Origin of the sequence: Tichowtungia aerotolerans (assembly GCF_009905215.1) — a bacterium.
GTDB lineage: Bacteria > Verrucomicrobiota > Kiritimatiellia > Kiritimatiellales > Tichowtungiaceae > Tichowtungia > Tichowtungia aerotolerans.
The window spans coordinates 120929-145501 of record NZ_CP047593.1; the positions used below are offsets into that span (position 1 = coordinate 120929).

General features: G+C 55.2%; 13 protein-coding genes. 3 read left to right on the forward strand and 10 right to left on the reverse strand.

Translation table 11 applies throughout. The features are described from left to right. Positions 1-20: 20 nt before the first annotated feature. The 7 genes from GT409_RS00540 to GT409_RS00570 form a co-directional block, all read right to left on the reverse strand. The gene (locus GT409_RS00540; protein WP_160626031.1) at positions 21-1934 is read right to left on the reverse strand and encodes a DUF3604 domain-containing protein; all 1914 of its coding nucleotides are present in this window, start codon (positions 1932-1934) and stop codon (positions 21-23) included. 10 nt (positions 1935-1944) lie between these two features. Beyond that, positions 1945-3699, reverse strand: a complete 1755-nt coding sequence (locus tag GT409_RS00545) for a hypothetical protein (protein ID WP_160626032.1) — start codon at positions 3697-3699, stop codon at positions 1945-1947. 176 nt (positions 3700-3875) lie between these two features. Then, the gene (locus GT409_RS00550) at positions 3876-4502 is read right to left on the reverse strand and encodes a response regulator transcription factor (RefSeq protein ID WP_160626033.1); all 627 of its coding nucleotides are present in this window, start codon (positions 4500-4502) and stop codon (positions 3876-3878) included. 30 nt (positions 4503-4532) lie between these two features. After that, entirely contained in the window at positions 4533-6590 is a 2058-nt protein-coding gene (locus GT409_RS00555) for a sensor histidine kinase (protein WP_160626034.1), read from the reverse strand. Positions 6591-7192: 602 nt separating this feature from the next. Further along, on the reverse strand, positions 7193-9625 hold the full coding sequence (locus tag GT409_RS00560; protein ID WP_160626035.1) for a GxGYxYP domain-containing protein: 2433 nt from the start codon (positions 9623-9625) through the stop codon (positions 7193-7195). A gap of 96 nt (positions 9626-9721) precedes the next feature. Then, entirely contained in the window at positions 9722-12589 is a 2868-nt protein-coding gene (locus GT409_RS00565; RefSeq protein WP_160626036.1) for an alpha-mannosidase, read from the reverse strand. A gap of 35 nt (positions 12590-12624) precedes the next feature. After that, the gene (locus GT409_RS00570) at positions 12625-15309 is read right to left on the reverse strand and encodes a glycoside hydrolase family 38 N-terminal domain-containing protein (RefSeq protein WP_160626037.1); all 2685 of its coding nucleotides are present in this window, start codon (positions 15307-15309) and stop codon (positions 12625-12627) included. A gap of 192 nt (positions 15310-15501) precedes the next feature. Here GT409_RS00570 and GT409_RS00575 point away from each other — a divergent pair, with 192 nt between their 5' ends. From GT409_RS00575 to GT409_RS00585, 3 genes are all read left to right on the forward strand, one after another. Continuing rightward, positions 15502-17472, forward strand: a complete 1971-nt coding sequence (locus GT409_RS00575) for a sodium:solute symporter family transporter (protein WP_233231580.1) — start codon at positions 15502-15504, stop codon at positions 17470-17472. A 20-nt stretch (positions 17473-17492) separates the two neighbouring features. After that, positions 17493-18917 (forward strand): sulfatase family protein, encoded by a 1425-nt coding sequence (locus tag GT409_RS00580; RefSeq protein ID WP_160626038.1) that lies wholly within the window; start codon positions 17493-17495, stop codon positions 18915-18917. 107 nt (positions 18918-19024) lie between these two features. Then, positions 19025-20788, forward strand: coding sequence for an arylsulfatase (locus GT409_RS00585; RefSeq protein ID WP_160626039.1), 1764 nt, complete (start codon positions 19025-19027; stop codon positions 20786-20788). A 188-nt stretch (positions 20789-20976) separates the two neighbouring features. Here the strand turns inward: GT409_RS00585 and GT409_RS00590 are convergent, their stop codons facing one another. Genes GT409_RS00590 through GT409_RS00600 form a run of 3 tightly spaced genes read right to left on the reverse strand, consistent with a single transcriptional unit; the run spans position 20977 to position 24551 of the window. Next, on the reverse strand, positions 20977-21372 hold the full coding sequence (locus GT409_RS00590) for a hypothetical protein (protein WP_160626040.1): 396 nt from the start codon (positions 21370-21372) through the stop codon (positions 20977-20979). Next, positions 21336-22001, reverse strand: coding sequence for a hypothetical protein (locus GT409_RS00595; protein WP_160626041.1), 666 nt, complete (start codon positions 21999-22001; stop codon positions 21336-21338). The genes GT409_RS00590 and GT409_RS00595 overlap by 37 nt, the downstream gene beginning before the upstream one ends. A gap of 6 nt (positions 22002-22007) precedes the next feature. Next, entirely contained in the window at positions 22008-24551 is a 2544-nt protein-coding gene (locus tag GT409_RS00600; protein WP_160626042.1) for a sialate O-acetylesterase, read from the reverse strand. Between the last annotated feature and the right edge of the window lie 22 nt (positions 24552-24573).

A 24573-nucleotide genomic window follows, 5' to 3' on the forward strand; every position in this document is an offset into this window, starting at 1 on the left:
AAATGTTCCCAAGCTTCAAATCACAGCCAGACCGGTGAACTCCAAACAAACTGTTTTTTATTCACCAGATTTTCCTCACAAACAGCCTGTGCCTTCAGAGTCAGACGAACATAGTACCAGCACTTTGACGGGGCAGCAGGATCGGTCCAGCTCAGCTCGGCTGTCAATGCGTTCGGCGCGGCAGCATGCGCCACCTCACCGTTTTTGATAATCTCGACCTTTTCGATCAGCGACCCGGCGGCGGCACGAATGCTGAGCACAGGATGATCCCCCTTTTTCACATCGAAATAAAGGATCGCGCGATCGCTGGTGGTGGCATAGCAATTGCGTTCCAGCAGCGCGCCGACGACTCCGTCGCGAGTCAGACCTTCACGACTCCAGACCCCGGCCAGCCCGCCGGTGCCCGGGCGCGCCCTGTGATCATCACTGCTCGCGATACAGCCCATCTGTTTACCGCTCAGCAACTGCTCCACCCAGGTGGTTCCCTTCACCGTCGGCACCTTTTTTTTGCTGTAGTGCGGCTTGTTATTCAAAAACTCGGCTCGACCGTGGTTCGAGAAAATCTCGCAGACGGACATCATTTCCGGATGATAGTTGTCCCAATGAAACGGGCGCATGTTCTGTGAAACATGGTGCGGAATCAAAACCGCACCCAACGAGCGAAGCTGCTTATGCAGTCCGCCGGGATAATTCCCTCGTTTAATAAAGGGCACATCGCCCTGCCGGAAATAAGCGTTCGAATCGCCGTGTGGATGCGAATATTCATTGGCAACAACAGTCACAAATTCTCCGGGATCGTTGGCTTCATTGGTGATGCGCTGCATGTGCTCCCACTCAGCAGGCGTATAGTTACCCTGCTCGAATCCATGATGGTCGGCATTGGCCTGAAAATCGAGACCGTAACGATAACGGCCGATGTTATAAGACCCCGCGTAGGTGGAGGTGGTTTCCGCCCAGACGCGCGCATCGCATGACATTTCTGTATGCACATGCAGGTCACCCCAATAAAGGCGCTGCTTCGGCTCATGCTCAAAAATTTCAATCGGGTTGGATCGGTTAACCATCCCGTTTTTGCCCGTCACCGTAACCCAGTGGAATCCGGGATCATTAAAAGTGGCAAAAACAGTCTTTGATCCCTGATCCACCGGACTGTATTTAACCGGCGAAGGCAGACCGTCAGTCGAACCGTCTTCGCGCGAAAAGCGAACCATTCCCTCAAAGGACTGCGCCGGGTTCCATTGTTCATCGAACGCAGAAACCGTCAGCCGCACCGGTTCGCCGACCACCGCCATCGAAGCCGCGCGCACCAGCAGATATTTGGCGGGTCCGGCAGTCTTTGGCAGCGACGCCATCTCCGGAAGATGTTCCGCCCATCCATCGCCATCATGATCCACCATCACCGGGAAACGCCAGCTGTCGCCGTTCCAGCGGCGGGCGTGCTGGTCAAGCACCACATCGTGCCAGACAAAAGAAAGTTTCGAACCGCCCGGCAGCCCTTCCGGCAGGATGACTTTGACGTTGGACTCCCGAGCCAGGCACGCCTCCTGAATTTCAAAAGCCGGATTCTTCTTTTCCACCTGAACCGGCACAGCCGCCTTAACCTGCAGCCAGGCCGGTTTGCCGGAATCATCAAATTGTATCGTCGTCTGAGACGGTCCGGGCGGCACGGCCAATGTCACAGAGCCGCCTGGAGCGATGCCGCCTTTCGGTGCAGCATAGACCACCTCGACCCAATCGACCGCACACCCGGGAGTTAGGATCTTTTCAGAACAGTGAATTTCCGCGGTCCCCACCCCCTGCCCGCGGGTCAGCATGAGATACGCTTCCAGATGGCCCTTCTCCGCATATTCCGCTTGCAGCTCATCCAGAGAAACGCCCCCGACACATTCAAGCATCAGTCCGATACAACACAATACCATTAGCCCCGTCTTCATTACACAGCTCCTATCTGTCACGAATTTGATTGTTGTCCTGCACGACACCCAGGCAGCGATTCAAAAGCATGGGCTTTGCGTGCGGTGCGGCTCCCGGAAGAACAGCGATCTTGTTATCTTTAATCAGCACATCCCGACAACAGGCCAGACTGACCCCCGCGTGCCGTTTGATTTTAATGTTGTTGTCCTCAATCAAAATGTTGCGCATGGGCGAATTTTCCAGGTCCTGCTGTTTCACGCCCTGCCCTGTGTTCAGCTTGATGGCTTCCCGTCCCGTTCGGCGAATCCTGTTTCCACGGATAATCAGTCCTTCGGGCAGCGGCCCGCAGACATAATGGCCCTGAGTGCCGCCGCACACTGCCGAACCGTGCACACCATCCACCAAATTATCCACGAAAGCGCAGTTCGGCGCACTCAGCAGCAGCGCATGCCGCCGCTGCGGCTTAAAGGTATTGTTGCGGATTACACTGCCCGCACCGCAGGCGCTCAGGTTGAAAACCTGCGTGGCAGCCAGGTCGCCCTTCTGCCCGAATTCAATATTTCCCGGAAGCGGTTCGCTGAACCGCAGCGTGTATGACTTGCTGCGCCGTTTTTTGTCAGCGAATTGCGGCACCACCGACTGGACAGTCAGCTTGCCGATAAACACTCCGGCCTGCTGATTCCAGAAACCAATCGTATCCCCCGGACGGTAGAAATCCCACGGCTCGCCGTGATCGGGGCGACCGATTTTCAGCGCACCGTCATCGGTTAGCTCATTGCAGACCGAACCGAGCACAAAAATATTGATCGAATCATCCATCATTCCCTCAAAATAGCATTTCTCGATCAGGATCGGACCGCGATTACTGCGGCAGTGAATGCCGTCGCGTACCGTCGCGACAATGCGGTCTGAACCGGGTTTAATTCGATTGACAATACCGCGCAGAACAATCGGGCCTTCGTTATGGCCTGGCGAAACATTCATGCCGGCGCTGCTGTAGGCGGTAATGTTTTCCACCAGGCAGTCGCTGTTGCGCGTAATTGCCATATTCGAATAAAAGGTTCCGTACATCGCATGAGTTACCACCCGATCCCCCACCGAAAGATTCTTGATCGTTTTTTGATAGGCAGGATCCACCGTATAACGAATCAAATGCTGATCTTCCAGCAGCTGGAAAGTCGTCTTCAGATGATCGTTACCCAGCTCTTCAAGGTATTTCATCTCGTTGCGGAAAGGATCGAGAATAAACACCACCGGATCCAGATGAACCGGCTTCTTCGTCTTCGGGAAACCCGCCGAATAAGGATAGCCTTCATGCGGCCGCACGGTAAACGTCGAAAAATCATCCGCGACCTCAATGATGTCACCCTGCATGTGGTGCGGCATGGTATAGTCCAGTGTAAAATTTTTCACCTGTACCCGTCGGCAGTTGTTCAGGGTCAGGAACGTGTTCGACGGATGCATGCGAAACGTCGCACCCCGGCCGTCCACAACCAGATCGTCCAATCCATCCAGGTAGAGATGTGCCCCCGGGCGCAACGCCTGATGCGCGCTAAAGTCATAGACGCCCTTTTGAAACACCACCTGCGCGCCCGGCCCGGCGGCAATCGCCTGATCCAGCACCGCCTTCACGCCCGGCCAGTCATCGCCTCCGCTCGGTGCGAACACCCGAAACACCTTGCCAGCATCCGACACAGGCTTCTGAATGGAGATTTCCGGCACGACGCGCTCCGCCATCGCACTCGCACAGAGCCCCATTATGATCAAAACCATTTTCTTTTTCATAACCACCCAGCATTACCAGAAAATCTTCACAATGAGGTTTGCCGATTCTCTTTCGGATTGATAAGAACGCAACAGAATACAAGCAAACACCCACGATGTCTATCGGTCAAGTAACCGATGATCGCGCGGATGTCTGATTTACAATTTGTGAGCGCGGATAACGCGGGCGCAGGGAATCAGATAATCCTCGAGCGCAGTGCTTTTGCAACGGCACCGGACTGGGAATGAACCTGAAGCTTTCGATAGATATTTTCGAGATGGGTGGCAACCGTCCGGCGACTGATCCCCAGCTCTGCTCCGATCTCCTTAACCGACAGGTCTTCTGCCATTTTCTGAAGAACATCCACCTCGCGCGGTGTCAGGCCAAACGTTTCGGAAGGACCCACCGAACGCATCTCTTCAACCACCACCCTGGCGATCTTGGGACTCAGCGCCGCACCTCCCAGAAAAACCTGCGTCACGCCCTGAAGAATCTCATGGTCAGAAGCCGTCTTTAATAAATACCCCGCCGCGCCGGCATCCAGCGCCTCAACAACTTTCTGCTTGTCTTCAAAAACGGTCAGCACCAGCACCGTCATATCGGGCGCCACTTTGGCCAGGCGGCGAATGCCCTCGACTCCGCCCATGCCGGGCAGCCCCAGATCCATCAGCACCAGGTCGGGATGACGGTCCGTTTCAACAGCCTCGAGAAACTCAATACATGAGGGAAACACACGACTGCAGGTGATATTTTTTTCGCGATTCAACAGCCGCTGCAGGGTCCGGCGATAAAATGCGTCATCCTCAACAATCCAAATATTCATCGAGATCATCAGCCTCTTCCCGTTCAAAATTTATGCTTCATCTTTTTTACGACAGCCAAACCGGCCGGGTCGATTGGAGGTTTTATAGGGATGGTCCGTTTTGTTCAGCAGAATTTTCCAGGGAATCGTCAGCACAAGAACCGTGCCCTGTCCGGGCGCGGTTTCGAGGTCCATTTTTCCTCCCATTTCCTGCGCGCGCTTTCTCATGCTGTCAAGCCCCCATCCATCGACAACGGAAGACACATCGAATCCGCACCCGTTGTCACGCATCTGCAGTCTAAAACCGGCGGGCGCAACCTGCACAGAAACATCAACCTTCGTGGCCTGCGCATGTCGCGCACAGTTGTGCAACGCCTCCTTGAAATACATGAGCAAATGACGTTTCAACGTTAAAGGTATCTCGACATCCGGACAGTCATCCGGCATCTCGAAGGTGAGTTCCATACCGTCCAGAACCCGTTCCGTACGCTCCCGCAGCTTAACAAGCAAATCAGGCAGGCGCACACCACTGCGGTCAATCAACCAGACCACTTCGCGCAGCGAAGCACAGGCATCTCGAGCCATCAGGGCCAATTCGCCCAGCTCCTCTTTCATTTCCCCGGAAGCCGCAGTTCTCTCCAACGCAGAGGCCATTAGGGCCATACCGCCGAGATTGCTGCCGACCTCGTCATGCAGGTCTCGGGTAATACGCTGCTTCAGCCGGAGTGCACCGACTCTACGCAGGATATGCTGATATATCAACGCCGCGATAACCAGGCTTGCAATCAGAGCTCCAATGACAATCCATGCTGTTTTTAAAATTCGGCGACGATGTTCGACCGACTCAACCATAAGTCTCGCAATATCATTCAAACGCCGCTCCAGCATATTGCGTCGGATCAGTCCGTTCACCCACTGGTTCATAGGCAACACCAGCAAACCGTTCGCCGTCCGATCAACCAGCGCATCCACCTGTCCCTGCCCATCCCAGCTGGCTACCCGGCATTGCAACAGTTCAACGCCCTGCAAAGCAACCTCCCCCAATGCAAATGTATACATCCCCTCATGCACCGGGAAATCGGAGAACGTCAGCTGCACCCAACGGACAAACCTGGAATTACCGGAAATACGAACCACGTTATTGCCCGGATTCGGCAGCGCCGATTCCTCGACGACACGCTCTATCTCCTGCGGATCGTTCGGCCGATCCCGAAACATCTGAAGCCTGACAGATCCCGGAAAGCCGTATCCCGGCACAATAATCCCTTCCGGCGGACGAGCCGGATAGAGAGAGATCATACTTACATGCACTTTTCGCCCCAAATCCAGCAGAAGCACCTGCTCGGCCGGTTGCTTCCTGTAGCGCATAATGTAATCCGATAACGGTTCTCCCCCGACGGCAGCCCCTACAGGCAGGCCACAACTGGTTTTCTGGTCGATCAAATAATCAGCACTCCAGAACGGAGGCGACTCGAAACTGGCGGAGGACCGTATCGCCAGAGTTTTCATTACAAAAAAATCAGTGCGTATCAACGCCTCGTCCAGCGCAAAAAACTCCCGGCCACCTTCGACAGTTCCGCGATAAACCTCCAAGAGGATCGTATCGAGAGAACCGCCGGTCCCGGCAAACCGAACAGGATAACGCCCGGGGTCAGGATAGTCACGCTCACGCCAGTCGGCAATCACCTCGCGCGAGCCATCCTGAGCAACTGCGGTAATCCGGAATCGACGGGGAAAGCCATATCCCGGCATATCATCAAACCGTCGGTCGGCCGCAGGAATAAGGAAAAACTCATTAAAACTGTGCTCTAAAGTGGTTTTCAACTCGACGGTCCATCGCGGTTCCTCAGGTAATTCATCCAGTACCGGGAGGTATCCGCTGTGATAGCCATATGCATCAAGTTGCAAAGAATCATCAATCTTCGGCAGGTCCGCCAGCTCAGCGCGCAGACGGAACTCCTCTACCTCCAGCCGCTGAATATATTTTTTGATAGAAAACAAAGGAACAGATCCAACCGGATCCCCCTGAGCAAAAAGCTCCGCAGACATCACCCACAAAGACGTGTGAGCCAATACCGCAACTCGGAAAATGGAAGCAAACTTGAGCATAAATGAAAAAACGGCTTAATCTCGAAATCGAATGTCGGGGTCAACATTTGGATATTATTGTTAACCCAAACTTCAGACCAACAAAAGAACGTTCTGCAAGATGTGAAAATGAGGCACACGATGAAAAACAGCATTCGTGCTAACGGTTCGAACGTTCTGAAAAGAATCTCTCGAAACAGAAACAATTTTCTCAACCGGGACGTGTTAACACCAGCTCCCCAAACCGACACAAACTCAAAAAGAAAAAGACTGCAGTACAGAAAAACCCTCCGTCTGCTGCCTGCTCAGCAAGGCGGCCTTATCCAACAAAGATATTTCAAACACGGCTCAGTATGTCGCCGCACATGGATACTAATGATGAGGGAGGCTCCTGACATTTCTGGAAACGGCATACAATTGACACCCGCACGAACTGGATGAAAAAAGTGTACCGGCCCAGGTCACCGATGAGCTCCAGAAACCGCAGTCCATGCAGATCAGTTTCAACACCGCATCCGTCAATGCGCACATCGATCAAGGCGCATCTGGACGGATTCGATGCTTTAAAAACCGACGAACTGTCTATTTCCCCCCGAACAAATCAGTCTCCCATCGCGAACAGTTTATTCTGCATCATGTTCGAGGATCATTGACTCTATATCCACCGTTCCCTGCCCGCTGATTATTACACGGAAATCCGCCATGGCATTCTGGCTGTTCTTGAAATATGGACGATCGAGTTTAAAGACAATTTCCTGAGCCTCTCCGGGAGACTGCCTTGTTTTTTTCGGATGCGCTTTATAGGGGTTGGGAAAATCGCCTGCAGGCCACATAGAATTATATTGAAGTCCCACAGTCACCGGGGCATCACAGCTCAATGCAATCCGGACCTGCAGGTCATCAGCCAGTTCATTTTCCTTGGAAAAAGCATCATCCACTGTGACGTAGAAATAACGAGGACTCTTCGCGGAAGGAGCCAGCCTCCAAACGGATGCATCACCGTCCTTCACTACAGCAAACGCCCCGTCACCGGCACGCACCGGCTCCAGCCCGGACGGCCCTTCTCCTGCACGGGCCTCCAGCCGTTTTTTATGCATCCAGGGACTGGTCAGCGGAAGTTTGTCTCCTTCCTGCTTCAGAGACATAAAGGTATGGGCATCCAGAAACTCGATATTTGCTGCGGGGTGTTGTTTGCGCAGTTCTGTCACGACATCGGCCACCATAGACGGACGGAACAGAATAAGGCGATAAGCGTAAAACTCAGGATAGATCAGTCCGGAGCCGGCCCGCTCAAACAACCGGGCCATTTCAGACGTGAACATGGCCTTGTCCCGATGATGGTAAGCCTGCGCAAACTTAACCGGAACTCCGGCAACCTCCTTCAGAGTCGCGGTTCGGTTCAGTCCCATCCCGGCCGGTGTCAGGGCGGCAATCGGCGCGAGGATCTCTTCAGTGAACTCCTGGTCGCTGATATAGAATGCCATCAGATCCATATTCAACCGATCGAGATACGGCTTCGCCGCCTGACAATAGGCCTCATACCCGTCCTCTTTAATACGGCCGGTACGGTTACTGCCCACCAAATAATATGGGTCGACGTAACCGGCTCCGTCATCGCCGATGCGGAAGAAATCCTGCTCGGTCCGGTTTTCCAGCAGATAGCGGAACACGTGCGGAACGCGATCCGAGAGGAGCGGATTAATCGCCCAGTTCAACGGGACGGTTCCCCGGCCGGGACGATCATAAATCGTGTGGGCAATCTGGTTCAGCCATGCCGACCCGTCATGATCGAGCATAAACAGGCAGACATAGATTGTATCTTTTTTCAGCTCCGGCTTTTCCACTGCGGGATTTGTGAATTCCGACGGCTTCGGCAGCGGCAGATGACGGTAAAACGAAGCATTGGACAGCCCGAATGCGGCATCGGCATCGTTCCACAGGTTATATGATGTCGCCAGCCGGATAAACGCCTGCTCCGCATCAATCGGCGGATGCGCGTTGCCAACGGCATCGGTGTATTTCACCCACCACGGAGCAAACCCGCCCATCACACCGAATGCTCCGTCACGTTGACGGTAACTTTCTTCCAGCAGATCATTCCACAACCTCAGGTCTGTGCCGGGAACCTGTCTCAGATCATCATTGGGTGCTGCATCATCCAGCGGATAGAGGTCCACAAAAAGGCCGCGCTGCGAAATCCAGTAATCGCCGTTGTAAAGTCCGTTGTGCTGAAGGATATTGCGGTTGCCCAGATGCTTGTTTCCCCCATAACTGACAACCGGCGGGTTCCAGGTAAACGCATCCAGATTGTACCAGAGATGATACGGACTGGCCTTGCCGGATTTCAGGTACAGATCCAGCATCGTGCGGTAAATCAGTTCTTTACCGGTGATCCCCTGTTTGGCCGCTTTCGAGGCATACCCTGTAAAATTCTGAACAACCGGAAGCGAAATCCCTGACGCCGCAATCCTCTGTTGGAGAAACCCGTCGTCAAGATCTGCACTCAACGGCAGAAGGTCCTCGCACCCGGCTGCCGTCAGCGCCAGATTCACAGAGGATGGAGTTTCCATATCCCACAGCGCCAGCCCATTGACCTCGTCGGCAAACACAGAAAGCAGATCTTTAACCGATTCGATCTCAACAACGGGCCGTTGTCCCAGCAGCCCCGACTGCTGAAGCCAAGCCAGCCAGCGGCGGTCCATCGACTCAAAATCTGCCTGTTTATCACGTCCCTTAATATGAAAACTATCCAGTTCCACCCCGATCAGGTTCACCGCGGCATCCAGAAACAGCCGCGACTCATCGCGGTTCACGATGCCCTGCAGGGCCGTAATAAAATAGGTAGCGTTCACTTGTTTCTCAAGTGAGTCAAATCCCTCCTGTTCATAGATTTTCCAGAGATCCAGCACGTAAACCGAAGCATTCGGCTCCGAAACAACGGTCTGCTGGGCGCACGCCGAAACAGCCCCGACCAGACAGCCGGCTGAAATCACCGACGCAAAAATCCGCCTCGTCCACTTTTTAAACCCGTTGGGAACAGAACATATTGTCATCATCAATCGCCCTTCTTCATTTGATCTTCATCATATCTGCTGTCCGCCTGGGATCCGCAATACGAATAACCTTTTTCACTTAACTCGTTCAAAAAATACTTATCTGAAACACAGGGTCAGAATTTCCAGGGGCCGGAAAGTCAACTCGGTTTTATTTCCAAGGATCGGAAGTTCTTCGCCGGACGGAGACTCATCCAGATTAATTTTTTCCAATGTCTGGAAATCTGCCTGCAGAGTCAGCTTCGTCTTCACCGGTTCCGGCGCACTGTTCCAGAGACGAAGAACCGTCGCGCCCTCTTCCGTGCGGTACAGCGCAGAAATCTGGACGTTCCGATTTTCCTCAATCTCCAGCAGCGACTGTTTCGGCGGCAGAATGCCCGGCTTCGGAACGCCCTGCAGCACACGCACCGGCGTACGGAAGTCATCGGCCTCCCAATGGATCCCCGCGTCGTTCCAGTTTCCGTCGTGCAGTGTCACGGCGTATTCAACCTCGTATGTTCCCTGCAGCTGGTGACCGTTGCTGCGATCCAGCTCTTCCGGCGTCATCTTGCCGCGGTTGGCTTTCATCGAAACACGCGTGGTGCGCAGCATCGTGACTGCCAAGGTACGATCCGCATCGTCGAACACTTCGTATTCCCCGACGCCCTTGCTCATAAAGCTGAATCCGGCTTTGTCGTCACTGACGGTGACAAAGCGCTGCATCGGCTGGAACGGATGATGCGGTTCCATGTTGTCCTTCGTGTCGTTCCACAAAACACACCGCTTAATGACATCAAACGGACTGTCCGCGTAGGCGAAGTCGGTCTGAATGCCTGTCGGGAACAGCAGGCGCAAACGATGATCTTTGGCGCTGTTGTCAATCGTGGTTTTAAACTCAAGACGGCGGCTGCCTTTGGCCAGCGTCACGCGGGTGGAGATGGCAACCGGCACGGTATTACGCGAGCGGTCAGCGCCCTGCGCGCATTCCGGCACGGGAAGCGTCAGCTCAATCTGCCAGGTGGCACGCAGCGCATTGTTTTCAACCAGCGTCAGGTGTGCCGGTTCGCAAAGGCTGCTGACCACTGTATCGCGCAGAACGCCGCTGTGCTTGTGCGCATTGCCGGTGCTCGCATCGTCCGCCCAGACGTGCAGTCCCGCAGCCGTGCGACCGGTCTGCTTGTCGGTCAAATCCAGCGTGCCGTTCGGATTGATCTGCGCACGGACAAACTCGTTTTCGAGTATTCCGCTCTGAAACGCGATAAAGGACCGCTCCCCTTTCGGCTGCGGATTCGGTTCATACTCACGCAGGCGCGGTCGCACAGCCAGTGTGCGCCAGCCCATCGGCGGCAGCTCGATATCGATGAGCAACCGGTTGCGAAGGATGTCAAAAACCGCCGCGTTGGCGTCGAGCTTGCGTTCGACTTCCATATCGATGTCTTCGCGCTGAAAGACCGTATACGGAACCTTGTTTCCCTCTTCATCAATCAGATCGAAATATTGGAACGTCAGCATTTTGTCGGGCTCAAACCCTTCAACGATCGGGCCCACGCCGGTACAGGTTTCGACCTTGAAGTTTCCAAAGTTCGGGCGCGGCGTGTCGACAACGACCGATTCAATCCGCTTGCGGGTAACCGGCAGCGTATTGAAGAAGGTGAGCGTCAGATCGCCGTCCTCGAAGGTTCCGGCGGTGTCGATTTTCGTCCAGAGTTCTTCGGAGGCTTTGCGAGAACATTCGAGGGCAATCGACGTCGTGGCGTGAAAGCGGAACGGATTGTCTTCGTGCGCCTGTGAAATCGCCGCGCCGCAGATGCTGTCGTGAGCATGGTTTTTCAGCAGGTACAGCCACGCCCGCTCGAGCAGAGCACTCTCATACGTACCGCCGCAGAGCGCACTCATCGCAGCCAGCGGTTCCGCTACATTGATCAGCTCGCGCTGTGCGAGATCGTTCTCTAATTTCAGATCCATCCGGGAAGAATGCGTCGCACCCAGCAGGCCGTTGAATCCGGCCTCAACGAGCGTATAACGCATTTCCCCGCGAAGAACGGGAACGGAATCTGCATCCAGCCCGTCCAGACAGGCATCGACGTATTCATCGATACCCGCCTGCTGAATCTGATACTCATCCTGTGCGGCATTGCAGGCGGCGATCAGCGCCGGCAGCTTTTCGTAAGGCACGGCGTTGTCTTCCATGTCGAGCGCAAGCAGCTGGCTGTTCACCATCTGCGGCTCAGCCTGCGCGCCGAGCATGCGGATTGCTTCGCGAATGGCCTCCGGATCGGCATTGAAATCCATGCTTTCGTTTTTGAGCTGGAAGGCCGTTTCGTACAGCCCGGCATCGGCCATGTGCACCGGCCAGTCGGAGGCATTCCATTCTGTGCTCAGGTCGCGCGGATGTTTGCCGAGTACGAGTTTATAGTGCGGAAAGAAAAACCAGTTGGTGCGGGTGACTTCGTCAAAACAGCGCAGATGGAAGATCTGGGTTCCGTCCGGACTTTCGAGGCGGCAGATCGGCGGGACCTGTTCTTTATTGGTGCCGCGGTAGGAGAGCGCGGATTTCATGCCGAAGCCGGCATAGATCTGCGCGAGCTGCGAAATCTGGCCGTAGGACGTCGCGGTATAACCGGCGTTGACGGCTCCGCCGAACCCGTCGGCCATGCGTTTGCCGATGAGCAGGTTGCGGATCAGCGACTCCGGCGCCACCGATGACATTTCCGGCAGCGTGTACCACATGACCGTCTGAATCCGCCCGGCGTTCATCAGTGCGCGCAGGCGTTCTTCGTTCTGCGGCCGGGCGCTGAGATAGTCCTCGATCACCACGGTGCCGCCGTCGAGCAGGAAGCACTTGTAGTCCGGATTGCGCTCCATAATATCGAGCAGTTCGTCGACCAGCTCCGCCAGCCGCAGCAGGGACTGCTCGGCCGTGAAGCGCCATTCCCGGTCCCAATGCGTTCCGGAGATTACATGAAAGGTTTTCTGTGCGTCAGACATAGATATTCCCTGTTTAAAATTTTGGCGGACAGAACTCAGCCGAACTTCAGTTCCAGGCTGAGAATCTGCTTCGGGGTCAGCACGGGCGGGATCTCTGCCGACTGCCAGGCCTCCTGCGGAGTTTCATCCAGCATCACCTCGCGCCAGCCGGTCACATTCCCCAGATCAACAGAGACCGGTTCGTCCGACGGATTGAACAGACGCAGAATCAGTCCCCGCCGATCTTCGGCCTGCTTAAAGGCGGAAAACACTCCGTCTCCCCGCAGTTCCACACTGGAGGATTGCAACGGCAGACAGACCTGCTCCGCCGGAAGATCCCTGAAGAACATTTCACTGAGATCCGCACTCTGCACGCAGGGACGGCCGTTCAGGAATTTATGATGATCCGCGGAGTCAAAGCCATACAACAGCGACGAGACCCAGCACTGTTTTTCACGGAAGAGTTCCGCAGAAGAGGCCTGCCCCACCCGGATCCCGATATGGAACGGCGTAGAGCGCAAGCATTGATTTTCTGGAGCGGCCCATTCCGGAGCCTGCTCAACGCCGTTTCCGTCCTCTCCAAACAGATCGTTTGTGATACGGCCTGTCGCACGCACGCAGGTAAAGGCGAGCGAGTGGCGCTCATCTCTCAGGTATTCATAGTCGTACACTCCGTCTGTCAGCACACTGATCTGCGCTTCGCTGTCTTTGACTGAAACCCAGTCGGAGACGGGCTGACACTTATCGGTATTGAGCCACTCCTGCTCCGGATAGCGCGGGCGAACCACAACATCGAACGGCTGGGCACACAGGCTGGAGTCTGCATTGACCCCGCTGTGAACCAGCATCCGCAGGCGGTGGTCGGAGGACGCATTTTCAATCTCCGCATTCAGATCCAGCACGGGAGATCCCCGGCGAAGCGTCAGAAGCAGGCTCACCCGGTTTTCCACAGAGCCGGTGCGAATGCCGCGTTTCCGATCCAGCGATTCCGGAAGCATCAGTGAATAGTCCAGGCGCAGGGACTGGCACAGATCATTTTCTTCTTCCAGAGTCACAACCGGCTCTGCGCCGGAAAGATCAAAGGCGTCTCCCGGAATGCAGCAGTAGGAATCTCCAAGATCCGTCGTATCTTCAAATGACAGCACCGACTCGATCACCTTCCCGCTTTGAAGATCTTCCAGGTCGACACGCCCTGTCGGCTGCACGGACAACCGCAGGAATTCATTCTCGATCCGGCATCCGGTTCCAATTTCCGCCTGACATGCAGCCGGAGCGTTCGAGTCCGGCTCAAGCCGGTAGACCGCATAGCCGGAAGCCGGAACTTCGGCCGCATAGAAACGGATGGTCAGCTCTTCGACCGCCAGCTGGCCGGGAAGGTTGAACGGAGACAGCGTCATGCGGTTATGCTTTTTGGACTCAACCACATGGTACGGCACACTCTCGCCGTTCGGAGCGGTGAGCCGGAATCCGCTGACCTTTTCGTCCAGCGGGAGCCGAACCTGGGCCGTGACCACTTCGGAACGCGTGTGCGGAAGCGGGTTAACGACAGCCAGCAGATAATGGTCCGCAGCCATCCCGTCGCGGCTGATCCGGTCAAGAAGACCCTGAATTCCGCGCTGTTTCAGATCCTCTCCCCCGTCGATCACCCGCAGGAAACGGTTTTCATTATCCTGGTGAACCCGGTCCACGCTGCACCCACAGATGCTGTCGTGAGGATGGTTTTTGATCAGCTCTTTCCACAGGTAAAGCATCATGTCTGCAGGATAGGACTGAGCCCCGCCGGTCGATACGGCCAACGCGGCATAAAGCGGCTCCAGTTCGAGTTCAAGAAGTGTCTGACATCGGCTGTTCAGCGCTTTCAGGTACCGACGAGAGCTGAGCGTTCCCTGAAGCAGGTCCAGGTCAATGCCGTACCTCAACTCTCCATGCACCGCGGGAACGGCCCGGTCACTGAGGTAGCCGGACACGCGATCGATATAGGCCTGAAGCGTGGACTGCGAAATCTCGGCGGCTCCCTCCATATCCTGCTGAAGCCGTGAAAGAATCGGCAGCAGGTTTCCCTGCGCTTCCAGATGGTCGACCCCGTTCATCAGCAACCGGAACGGTGTGGTACAGAACGGCTCCAGTTCTTTATCTACATGCTGCAGATACCGCAAAGCCCGCTCCGGATCTTCGGAAAACCGCTGGGCGTTGTTATACCATTTTGAGAGGTGAATCGAGAACACACCGGAGCCGTCCGGAGAAATCCACTCAAACTCTGCCGGGCGGGATTCGCGCACCGGCGCTCCGTCTTCGCCCTGCTGATAAAAATTAAAGCCGCGCCCGAAGACGGCATTCTGGACCCCGAACCGCTTCAGGATCTGGGGAAGCTGACTGATCAGCCCGAACTGGTCCGGCGCATAGCCGACCATTTCGCAGCGGCCGAATTCGCTCGCGATCGCAGACCCGATCAGCAGATTGCGAACCGTGGACTCACCGCTGGTCAGATGAAAATCGTTCTGAACATACCACGGGCCGACCAACAGATTCCCGCTGGCAATCAGCTCCCGCAATCGTCCCCGCCGATGCGGACGAATCTCCAGATAATCTTCCAGACAGATGGTTTGTGCATCCAGATAGAAGACATAATTCGGATGCTTATCATAAATCTCCAGCAGGTGGTCGATCAGATCCACCAGCCGCAGCCGGAATTCCTCAAAACACTGATACCATTCACGGTCCCAGTGAGTGTGGGAGATCACAAAAAACTCTTTATTCTGTATATCAGACTGGTGCATTTCATCCTTTCATCCGCGCAACCGTAAATGTGTTATTTTTGGTACGGTGTTTATTTAGTATACAAATTTTGGTTTACTAACAATCAAAAACTTGCTTTATTCGCTCCTGAACAATTTTATTGTTGGCCACTATATTCCCAACTAAACGGAGACCTCATGAACGCAATGAACTATTTCGGGCTATTGGATTACATCTTCATGGGAGGCTATCTCCTGATTCTTCTGGGAATGGGGTTCTACCTGAAGCGACTGGCGTCCCGCAGTCTGGAAAACTACATCTGCGGCGGGCGGCACATTCCGTGGTGGATGATGGGGGTGTCCGGAATGGCCAACTTTCTGGATCTGGCGGGAACGGCCGTCATCATCTCTTTTCTCTTTATGATCGGCCCGCGCGGACTGTTTGTTGAATTCCGCGGCGGCGCGGTGCTGATTCTCCCGTTCATGATGCTCTGGGCCGGAAAATGGCATCGGCGCTCCGGCTGCCTGACGCTGGCCGAGTGGAATATTTTCCGGTTTGGTGACAACTGGGGCGGACGCTTTGCACAGCAGATGATCGTGATTTCCGTCATTCTGTTTACAATCGGCATGCTGGCCTACCTGATTATCGGCGCCGGAATTTTCCTGTCGATGTTTCTGCCCTTTTCTCCCATGGCCTGCTCCATTGGCCTGATCGGGCTCGCCACGTTCTATAATATGATTTCCGGATTCTACGGCGTGGTTTACACCGACCTGTTTCAGTCCTCCATCATCATCGCCGCGGTCATTTACATATCGATTAAAGCATTCGGAATCACAGACAGCGCCGAACAGATCTCGGCCGTGGCACAGCAGGTAACCGGCACCGCCGACTGGATCAGCGGAATGCCCCGCTGGACCGTGGATATGCCCAAGGGCTATGAGGCCTACCGCCCGCTCATGGCCATCATGGGACTCTACCTCGTTCGCACCATCTTCTTCGGTGCCGGCTCCGGCGGCGACCAGCGCTACTTCGGAGCCCGCAACGACCGCGAGTGCGGCATGCTCTCACTGTTCTGGACCGTTCTGATGACCCTCCGCTGGCCCATGATGATCGGCATCGCCGTGCTCGGCCTGTTTGCCGTGCACAACCTGCTGCCGAACCACGATGCCGTCGCACAGGCCTCCCAGCTGATTCAGGCCCACTATCCCGGCACGGAAGGTCAGGCCTGGGACGCACTGATCTCCGGCTTATCACACAATCCGGCAAGCTATCCCGCCGAGCTGATCGACCAGCTCAAAACCCTGCTCGGCACCGACCAATTCTCCGGGAAACTCCAGCTGCTCAGCAGCCAGGGAACCATCAATCCGGAAAAAATTCTTCCGGCCGTTCTGCTGATTTCCGTGGGAGAAGGTATGCGCGGCATTCTGGTGATTGCGCTGGTGGCGGCGGCCCTGTCCACCTTCGGCAGCACGGTCAACCTCACAACCGGCATGATCGTAAACGACCTCTACAAAAAATGGATCCGCCCGAAAGCCTCCACCCGCGAGCTGATCTTTGCCAGCTGGGCCAGCGTGGCCATTCTGGTCATCGCCGGCTTCTTTTTCTCCGTGACGCTGAAAAACATCAACGACATCTGGGGCTGGCTGATGATGGGGCTGCAGAGCGCCATCCTCGTCCCCATGTTCCTGCGTTTCTACTGGTGGCGCTTTAATGGAGGCGGCTATGCATTCGGCTGCCTCGGCGGGCTGGTTGCAACCATCATACAGCGCGCAATTGCTCCGGAGCTCAATGAAGGCTGGCAGTTTGTCATCACACTGGCCGGCGGACTGGCCGGAGCGATTATAGGAACCTACACAACTCAGCCCACAGACCCCGAGGTTCTGAAAAACTTCTATCTGAAAACCCGGCCGTTCGGAATCTGGGGAAAACTCAAGCAGCAGCTTCCGGAAGAGGAGCGGATCAAAGTCAGCAAAGAACATTCCCGCGACCTGATTTCCGTCCCGTTCGCCCTTCTCTGGCAGATCACGATGTTCCTGCTGCCCATGCTCGCATTAATTAAAAACTGGAAAGGCAGTATCATCACATTTGTTCTGTGGCTGATCGGAGGAATCGGGCTCTGGTTCTTCTGGTACCGCCACCTGCCGAAAACCAATTTCTACGAAGACTAAGTTCACAATCAGGATCGATCATGAAAATAAGAACCTCTCGCAAAGCCCCCATCTCTTACGCCATTCACACAGCACTTCTGACCGGAATGCTCAGCACGTTCGCCGAGTCTGCCGCCCCCCGCCCCAATATTCTGTTCATCTTCACCGACGATCAGCGCTGGGATGCGCTGGGTGTTGTTCAGGAAGAAATGGGTAAGCGGGCCCGCTTCCCCTGGCTGAAAACCCCGAACCTGGACCGGCTTGCGGCTCAGGGCATGCGGTTTCGCGAAGCCTTCGTGGTAAACTCGGTCTGTTCTCCCTCCCGCGCCTGCATGCTGACCGGCCAGTACAGCCACAACAATGGACTCCTCAACAACCACACCCCCTTCCCAGTAGAGACTGTGACCGTTCCCAAACTGCTGCAGCAGGCCGGCTACACCACCGGCATGTTCGGGAAGTGGCACATGGGAGCCCAGCAGGATCGCCCCGGATTCGATGTGTCCAAAAGTTACATCGGTCATGGACAGTTCTTGGACTGCCCCTTTCTGGTAAATGGCGTCAAAACTCCGACTCAAGGCTGGGTCGATGACGTTGCCACCGACTACGCCATCGATTTTATCAAAAAAAACAGCAATGCGCCCTTCTTTGCATGGGTCGGGCTGAAGTCGCCGCATGATACACGGGTTCCGGCACCGCAGGATCGCGACGCCTACCAAAATGAATATCCGGACGACAGCCCCAACCTGAACCGGCATCCAATGCCGTTTATGAATGCCTTGCAGGCTGCACGCGGAGCCGAAAGAGACCCGAAATACCTGATGGACTACTTCCGGACACTCAATGGAGTCGACCGTTGTATCGGGCGAATCCTGGACGCCCTCGAGGCAACCGGCCAGCGTGACAACACCCTGCTCGTCTTCAGTTCCGACAACGGGTATTACCTCGGCGAGCACTGCAAGACCGACAAGCGGATGGCCCACGAAGAGAGCCTGCGCATTCCCCTGCTCATTCACTACCCGGACATGGTCCCGGCGGGAAGTCTCTGTGATGCAACGGTCCTGAACATCGACCTTTCCTCCACATTCCTCGACCTGGCCGGCGTCTCACCGCCCTCTTCGATGCAGGGAGCATCCCTGACTCCCCTGCTTCAGGGGAACACCCCCGCGTCCTGGCGCACCGCATTTTTCTATGAATATTTCTATGAAAACAACACCTGGCCGCCAACAGTCACTGCCGTCCGCACCACCACCCACAAGCTGATTAAATATCACTTCGCAGAACCGTTCTATGAACTGTTTGACCTGCAAAACGATCCCTATGAAACACGCAACCTGTTTTACGAGCCGAAATTCGCACCCCTGAAAAAACGCATGCTGGCAAACTATCAGCAGCAGCACGATGCGTGCGGATACTTTGAGCCGGAAGCTGCGGACCGCCCCACGCGAGTCTGGCCAAATCACCTCTAGTCGGAGACCAGCTAAACGGAAAATCTATCTGTGCAAAAAGGAAAGATCTTCACGCTGAACTGAACGGATTTAAACAGAAACGGCCCCCAACCCTCTAGGTGCAAAGTATGAAACATACAACATGGATTACAGGAACACTGCTCGCGGCATCCGCCAGCCTGGCAAATACCGCCGCGGTTCCGGGCGAGAACGCGAAACCAAATATTATTCTGATCCTTAACGACGATATCGGCTACGGGGACCTCGCCTGCTACGGCAACCCGGTCGCCGACACTCCCAATCTGGACCGTCTCAACCAACGATCGATCTCCTTCTCCAATTATCACGCCTCACCGATGTGCACCCCCACCCGCAGCGCCCTGCTGACCGGCAAAGACCCCATTCGCACCGGTGGTGATTTTGTCTGCATGGGACGCTCCCTGACGCGCACCGACATTCCCATGGCCTCTCAGTTTTTTAAAACCGCCAACTACAGAACGGCCATTTTCGGGAAATGGCACCTCGGCAACAATATTCCCTTCCGCCCGCAGGACCGCGGCTTCGATGAAGTCCTGACCTTTCTCGGCTCACACATTGCCAGCGCACCCGATTATTGGGAGAATGACTACTGGAACCCGAAGCTGCTGCATAACGGCGAATGGAAACAGTATCGCGGCTTCTGTACCGACATCTGGTTTGATGAATCCATGAAGTGGATTGAATCCCATTCCGACCAACCGTTTTTCCTCTATCTCCCCCTCAATGCCGCGCACGGGCCCTACTGGAGCCCGCAGGACCTGAAGAAAAAGTATGAACAGCGCGGTCTCCAGGGCGCGGAAGCCGGATTCTACGGACTGATTGATAACGTCGACCAGAACATCGGGCGCCTGCTCCGCTTCCTCAACGAAAAACAGCTCGACCAGAATACCATTCTGGTGTTCACATCGGACAACGGAACCGCCTTCGGCGACAAAGTGTTCAACGCAGGCATGCGCGGCAAGAAACGCTCCCTCTATGAAGGCGGCCACCGCGTTCCACTCTTTATCCACTGGCCCGGGAACCTCAGTGAATCCCGGGAGATCAGCGAACCGGTACAAACGCAGGATCTTCTGCCGACCCTGCTGGATCTCGCCGACATCCCCCTGCCGGGTGCAGAATTCGACGGCATCAGCTTCGCCGAACAGATTCGCCCGGGATCGACCGCGGATTTCCCTGAACGAAAACTGGTCGTCCAGTACGGGAACGACAGCAAGACAGGCGGTCATCGCAAATACGACGGGACCGTTATCTGGAATCAATGGCGGCTGGTTAAAAACAATGAACTCTACAACCTCGAAACCGATCCCGGCCAGCAGACCAATGTGATCGACCAATACCCTGAAACCGCCCGGGCGTTGCGCGAACACTATGAAGCGTGGTGGGACACCGTGTCGCCATTCAAATACTCGCGGATCCACATCGGCAGCCCTGAAGAACCGGTTTCAACGCTCTCGTCCAAAGACTGGGCGTATGGCTACTGCGATGATCCCGGGAACCTTCGACGCGGCACTAACGCGACCGGCGTGTGGCATCTTGATGTTCAAACCGCGGGAACCTATTCCATCAAACTGCACCGCTGGCCTCCGGAGTCCGACCTCTCCATCACAGCCGGGGCTCCCAAGTTTATCGGCAAATACGGCTGGTTTGAAAAAGGGGCCGCCCTGCCCATCGCCGGAGCAAAAATTAACATTGGCGGACAGACCCTGACCGTGCCGGTCAAGCCCGACGATCAGTCGGCCGATTTCACCGTCGAGCTGGATGCCGGGGAAACGGAACTCGCCACATGGTTCCTGCTCGAAAACGGCAAGCCGCGCTGCAGCGCCTTTTATGCCCAACTGAAACGTATTCAATAACAGCGAGGCCATTGTTATACCATCGTGTCGCATGATCTCCATTCCGGGGCCGATGGGGCGGCGCTGTCCCATGATTCCGGAAAGAACAGGATTGCCGATCACGAACAAGGATTATCTTGGCGTGGCCGGCAATTTCCTGTCTCGGTGCAAACTCAGAGCGGACTGACCATCAGAGGAACTGCCGCCCGTCAGCAGCTCCCCAAAGCTTTTAAAGAGTGAACCGTCGGTAGTGTCCAGATGTTATATTGGATTGTGGTCTTTGCCCCGGCCTCGTTGATGAAGTTTTCCGATTCCGCCCCACTGCCTACCCGTACATTCGCAAGGATCTCAGCAGATGAAACGCCCGACCGAATCTGAATGTTCTCAGAGTCGCGCTGAAAATAGGCCCCGGTGATTTTCACCTGACCGCCCCGCAATTCAACCGGTACCGGTCTGGAGAACCCCGCCTGCTGGAGTTCAATGTTTCCGCTGTTAATCTCAATGTTCTTATCGGGCTGTCCCCAGAAAATCGTTTTGTAGAAACGAGCGGTGCCGGAATTCTGTCCTGTTACATAGATGTTTCGGCGGGTGCTCGCTGTCTCCATGGCACCAGCTGCGTGTTGATGAAGTCGACGGAACCGATGGCATCGATCTGCAACGCCGTTCCGCTGCCGTCAGTGCCGTGTCCAATGAACGTTCCACTGCAGGTCTTGCCGTCCTGTTCGACGAAATACAGCGCCCGGCGCGCGCCGTACACAAAAGTATGCAGTACATGTTCATTTTCACACGAACCAGAAACCAGCGCGTCCAGCGTTTGCTGCGTTAACGCGCACAACGGCGGACCATCCGGAGCATTTGCATAACTGGCGCGCCCCCAGTAGTGCGGAATAAACTGCACGTTCTGCACCCAGCCTTCCGCACTGTTTCCAAGATAGATTCCTGTGACCAGCGGAGATCCGGCCACATAGTCAATCACATGCCCCGTTGTGTCATAGGTGCCGAAATCGATGCCCTGGTACGGATTCACCAGCGTTACATCTTTGGCCCACACGCCGGGCCCCTGTCCCTGAATCGTCCATGGATACTGGATGAAATCCGTGCTGCTCGCTGTCTGATCCGGATAATAGATGGTTACGCCCCGAACCCCGGCATTTTCATCCAGGCAGATCAGAGGGGTTCCATTCGGTTCATTCTTTCCTGTATCAACAGGAAACTGGGTTCCCTCCCATCCCATGGAAATTTAAGGTGTCAGCGACGAAAGAAAAACGCCTCCTAAAAACAGGTTCGTATCAGTCGACTGGATTCGCAGATCCGCTCCGTTACAACGCCCACCGAAGAAGGCATCTTTAAGGGTAATGGTGGCCACCCGCCACGTCCGGCTATCGGCCAACATCACTTTCATCCCTGAAAATTTCCAGGCCCCCGCAGACTTCGGATTCACACGAACACTCGAATCCGAGGAGTCGTAAACCAGAGAGAAAGATCCCTCGCCCTGATCAAAATAAAGAACCTGAACCTTGACCTCTGGATTCTTCCCATTCCGTACCGCATGATCTTTAGACTTGTAGTATCCGTATCGGCTTTTAGATCCTGCTTTCTCTGAGATATAAGAAACAGCCCGCCCCTCTTTTTCCTGCAGTGCAACAGGAGACTCTTTGGTGCCGGCATGCAGTTTCATCGGTGTTCCCAAAGCCTTTACATCACCCGAAAAAAGTTCTCCCGACTGCGCGCCGTCAAAGTTCGGCGGAGGGAAGTTGTCTGTACGGAACGGACAGACCGGCAGTCCGCTCTTTGAATACAGGTTGCAAAGAGGAAAGTTTCCCCATCCGTAGCGGACCGCGACAGGCGTTGGAACCTGCGGACTGGAGACAAACACCTGATTTCCGCGAATCACGGCATTCGCTTCCACAAATTTACGGTCTGCACCGCAGATTTTAAATCCGGCCACCTTGGAGGCCGGAACCCGGAATGCTTCCGGATCTTCACCTTTCGGCAGATTGCGGTTCCGGTTCATCACAACCTCCCGGGTCTCCAACCCGGAATCCGCTTTGGAAAAATTCAGAACAATCTGATTCCCGTCCACCGTCATGCCACTGTACATCGGACTGGAAGCAACAACATCCAGTCCTTCCGCCTGCAAGGCGTGCAAGGCCAGCCGCTCGCCGACAACCTGCTTCCATTGAGGATGGATATCCAGATACTCACCGGCATCGGTAATCACAGCCATTCCTGTATTGGGCAGCGCCAGCGTCCGGGTCTGAGCCTCACGAAGCCAGGCCCATGCCGCCCCGTTCTTGTTCCAGCCCAGCGTTTGATACGGTGCAAGCTGCACAAAATAGAACGGAAGGTCTTCATTATCAAAAGTCTCTCGCCACGCGGAAATCATCCCTGAAAAAAGAGACTCATACGCGAGGACTTGCGGAGAGTTTGATTCCCCTTGATACCAGATCACTCCTTTAAACGTAAAATGGCGCAGCGGGTAAATCATCCCGTTATATAAAACCGACGGGTTGTTCCGCCCCAGCTCTCCTCCTTTATAGATCGGCTCCTTTTCAGCATACCCCAGTGCCTCCAGCGTCTCCGCCGGAGTCCAGGCTTCGGCAATGGTAGCGCCCCAGGCACTTTCAATGAGCCCGACCGGCACATTGAGTTCTTCATGCAGGATGGATCCGAAGTAATATGCGGACGGAGAAAACCCTTCCAGATAATAAGAAGAAGATGACTGCCAGGTTCCCTTCAGAACCGGCTCCAAAACCAGTTGATCGAGAGGATTTACGCTGGGCACTTTCGCCGCGACCAGAATCCGGAGGTTCGGGTTGGTCTTTTCCGGAGGGGTCAGCAGGCTGTATGATCTGAAGGGATGGTCCATATTAGACTGTCCTCCGGCCAGCCAGACATCACCAACCAGAACATTGCTAATCGACGTCTCTCCGGACCGTTCTGATGTAACGCTCAGTGTACGCGGTTTGAAAGAAGCGGGCATGGGGTCCAAATGAACCAGCCACTTTCCCTCTCCATCAGCAACCGACGTCTTCGACTGGTCGGCAAAGGAAACGGCAACCTGATCCCCGGGACGAGCCGCTCCGTAGACGGCCACCCGGGCATTGCGCTGAAGAACCATATTATCCGTGAATACATTGAACAGACGAACCGAATCCGGACGAACATCGGACGGAATCACTGATACATGATCGATACAGATCCGCTCGCGCTGCAGAAATGTACCTTTTCTGGGTCGGAAACCAATATACAGATTCGGATCCGACCCATCCGGCATCGCCCGGGTCGGAACAATCGTAAACGAGTAGGAGGTCCACTCGTCACTCAGCTCCAGGTTTGTGTCCATCAGCGATTCCAGAATCGCCGCGGACCCTTCATACGTTTTGACGGCAACCTGCAAGGCATTGTCGTCGCCCGACACCCGTTTGGCATCAAAAGAAACCGTGTACGCGGTCCCGGGAGAGATCGCAGACGCACCGGCGCCGACATGATGCACATCGAATCCGGCATCCCGTTTCTCTGATGAAGAACAGTCAATTTCTAGGTAATTACTGCCATCTGAGGCCGAAGATGGGTCCGTCACCACACGATACGTCACCGCGCCTTCCGTCGCGGTATTGAATGCCCGCCACCCAGTCACTGAATATGCGGGCGATATCTGACTCGGCGTCAACATCTGTTCTGCTGTATCTTCAAACCCTCCATTGACGACCAGGTTCGTGATGCCCGCCTGGCACCATGCCGCCAGGCTGAACACCATCATTACTGCTGTAAATTTATTCACCGTCTCTCCTTCTTGTAATTGG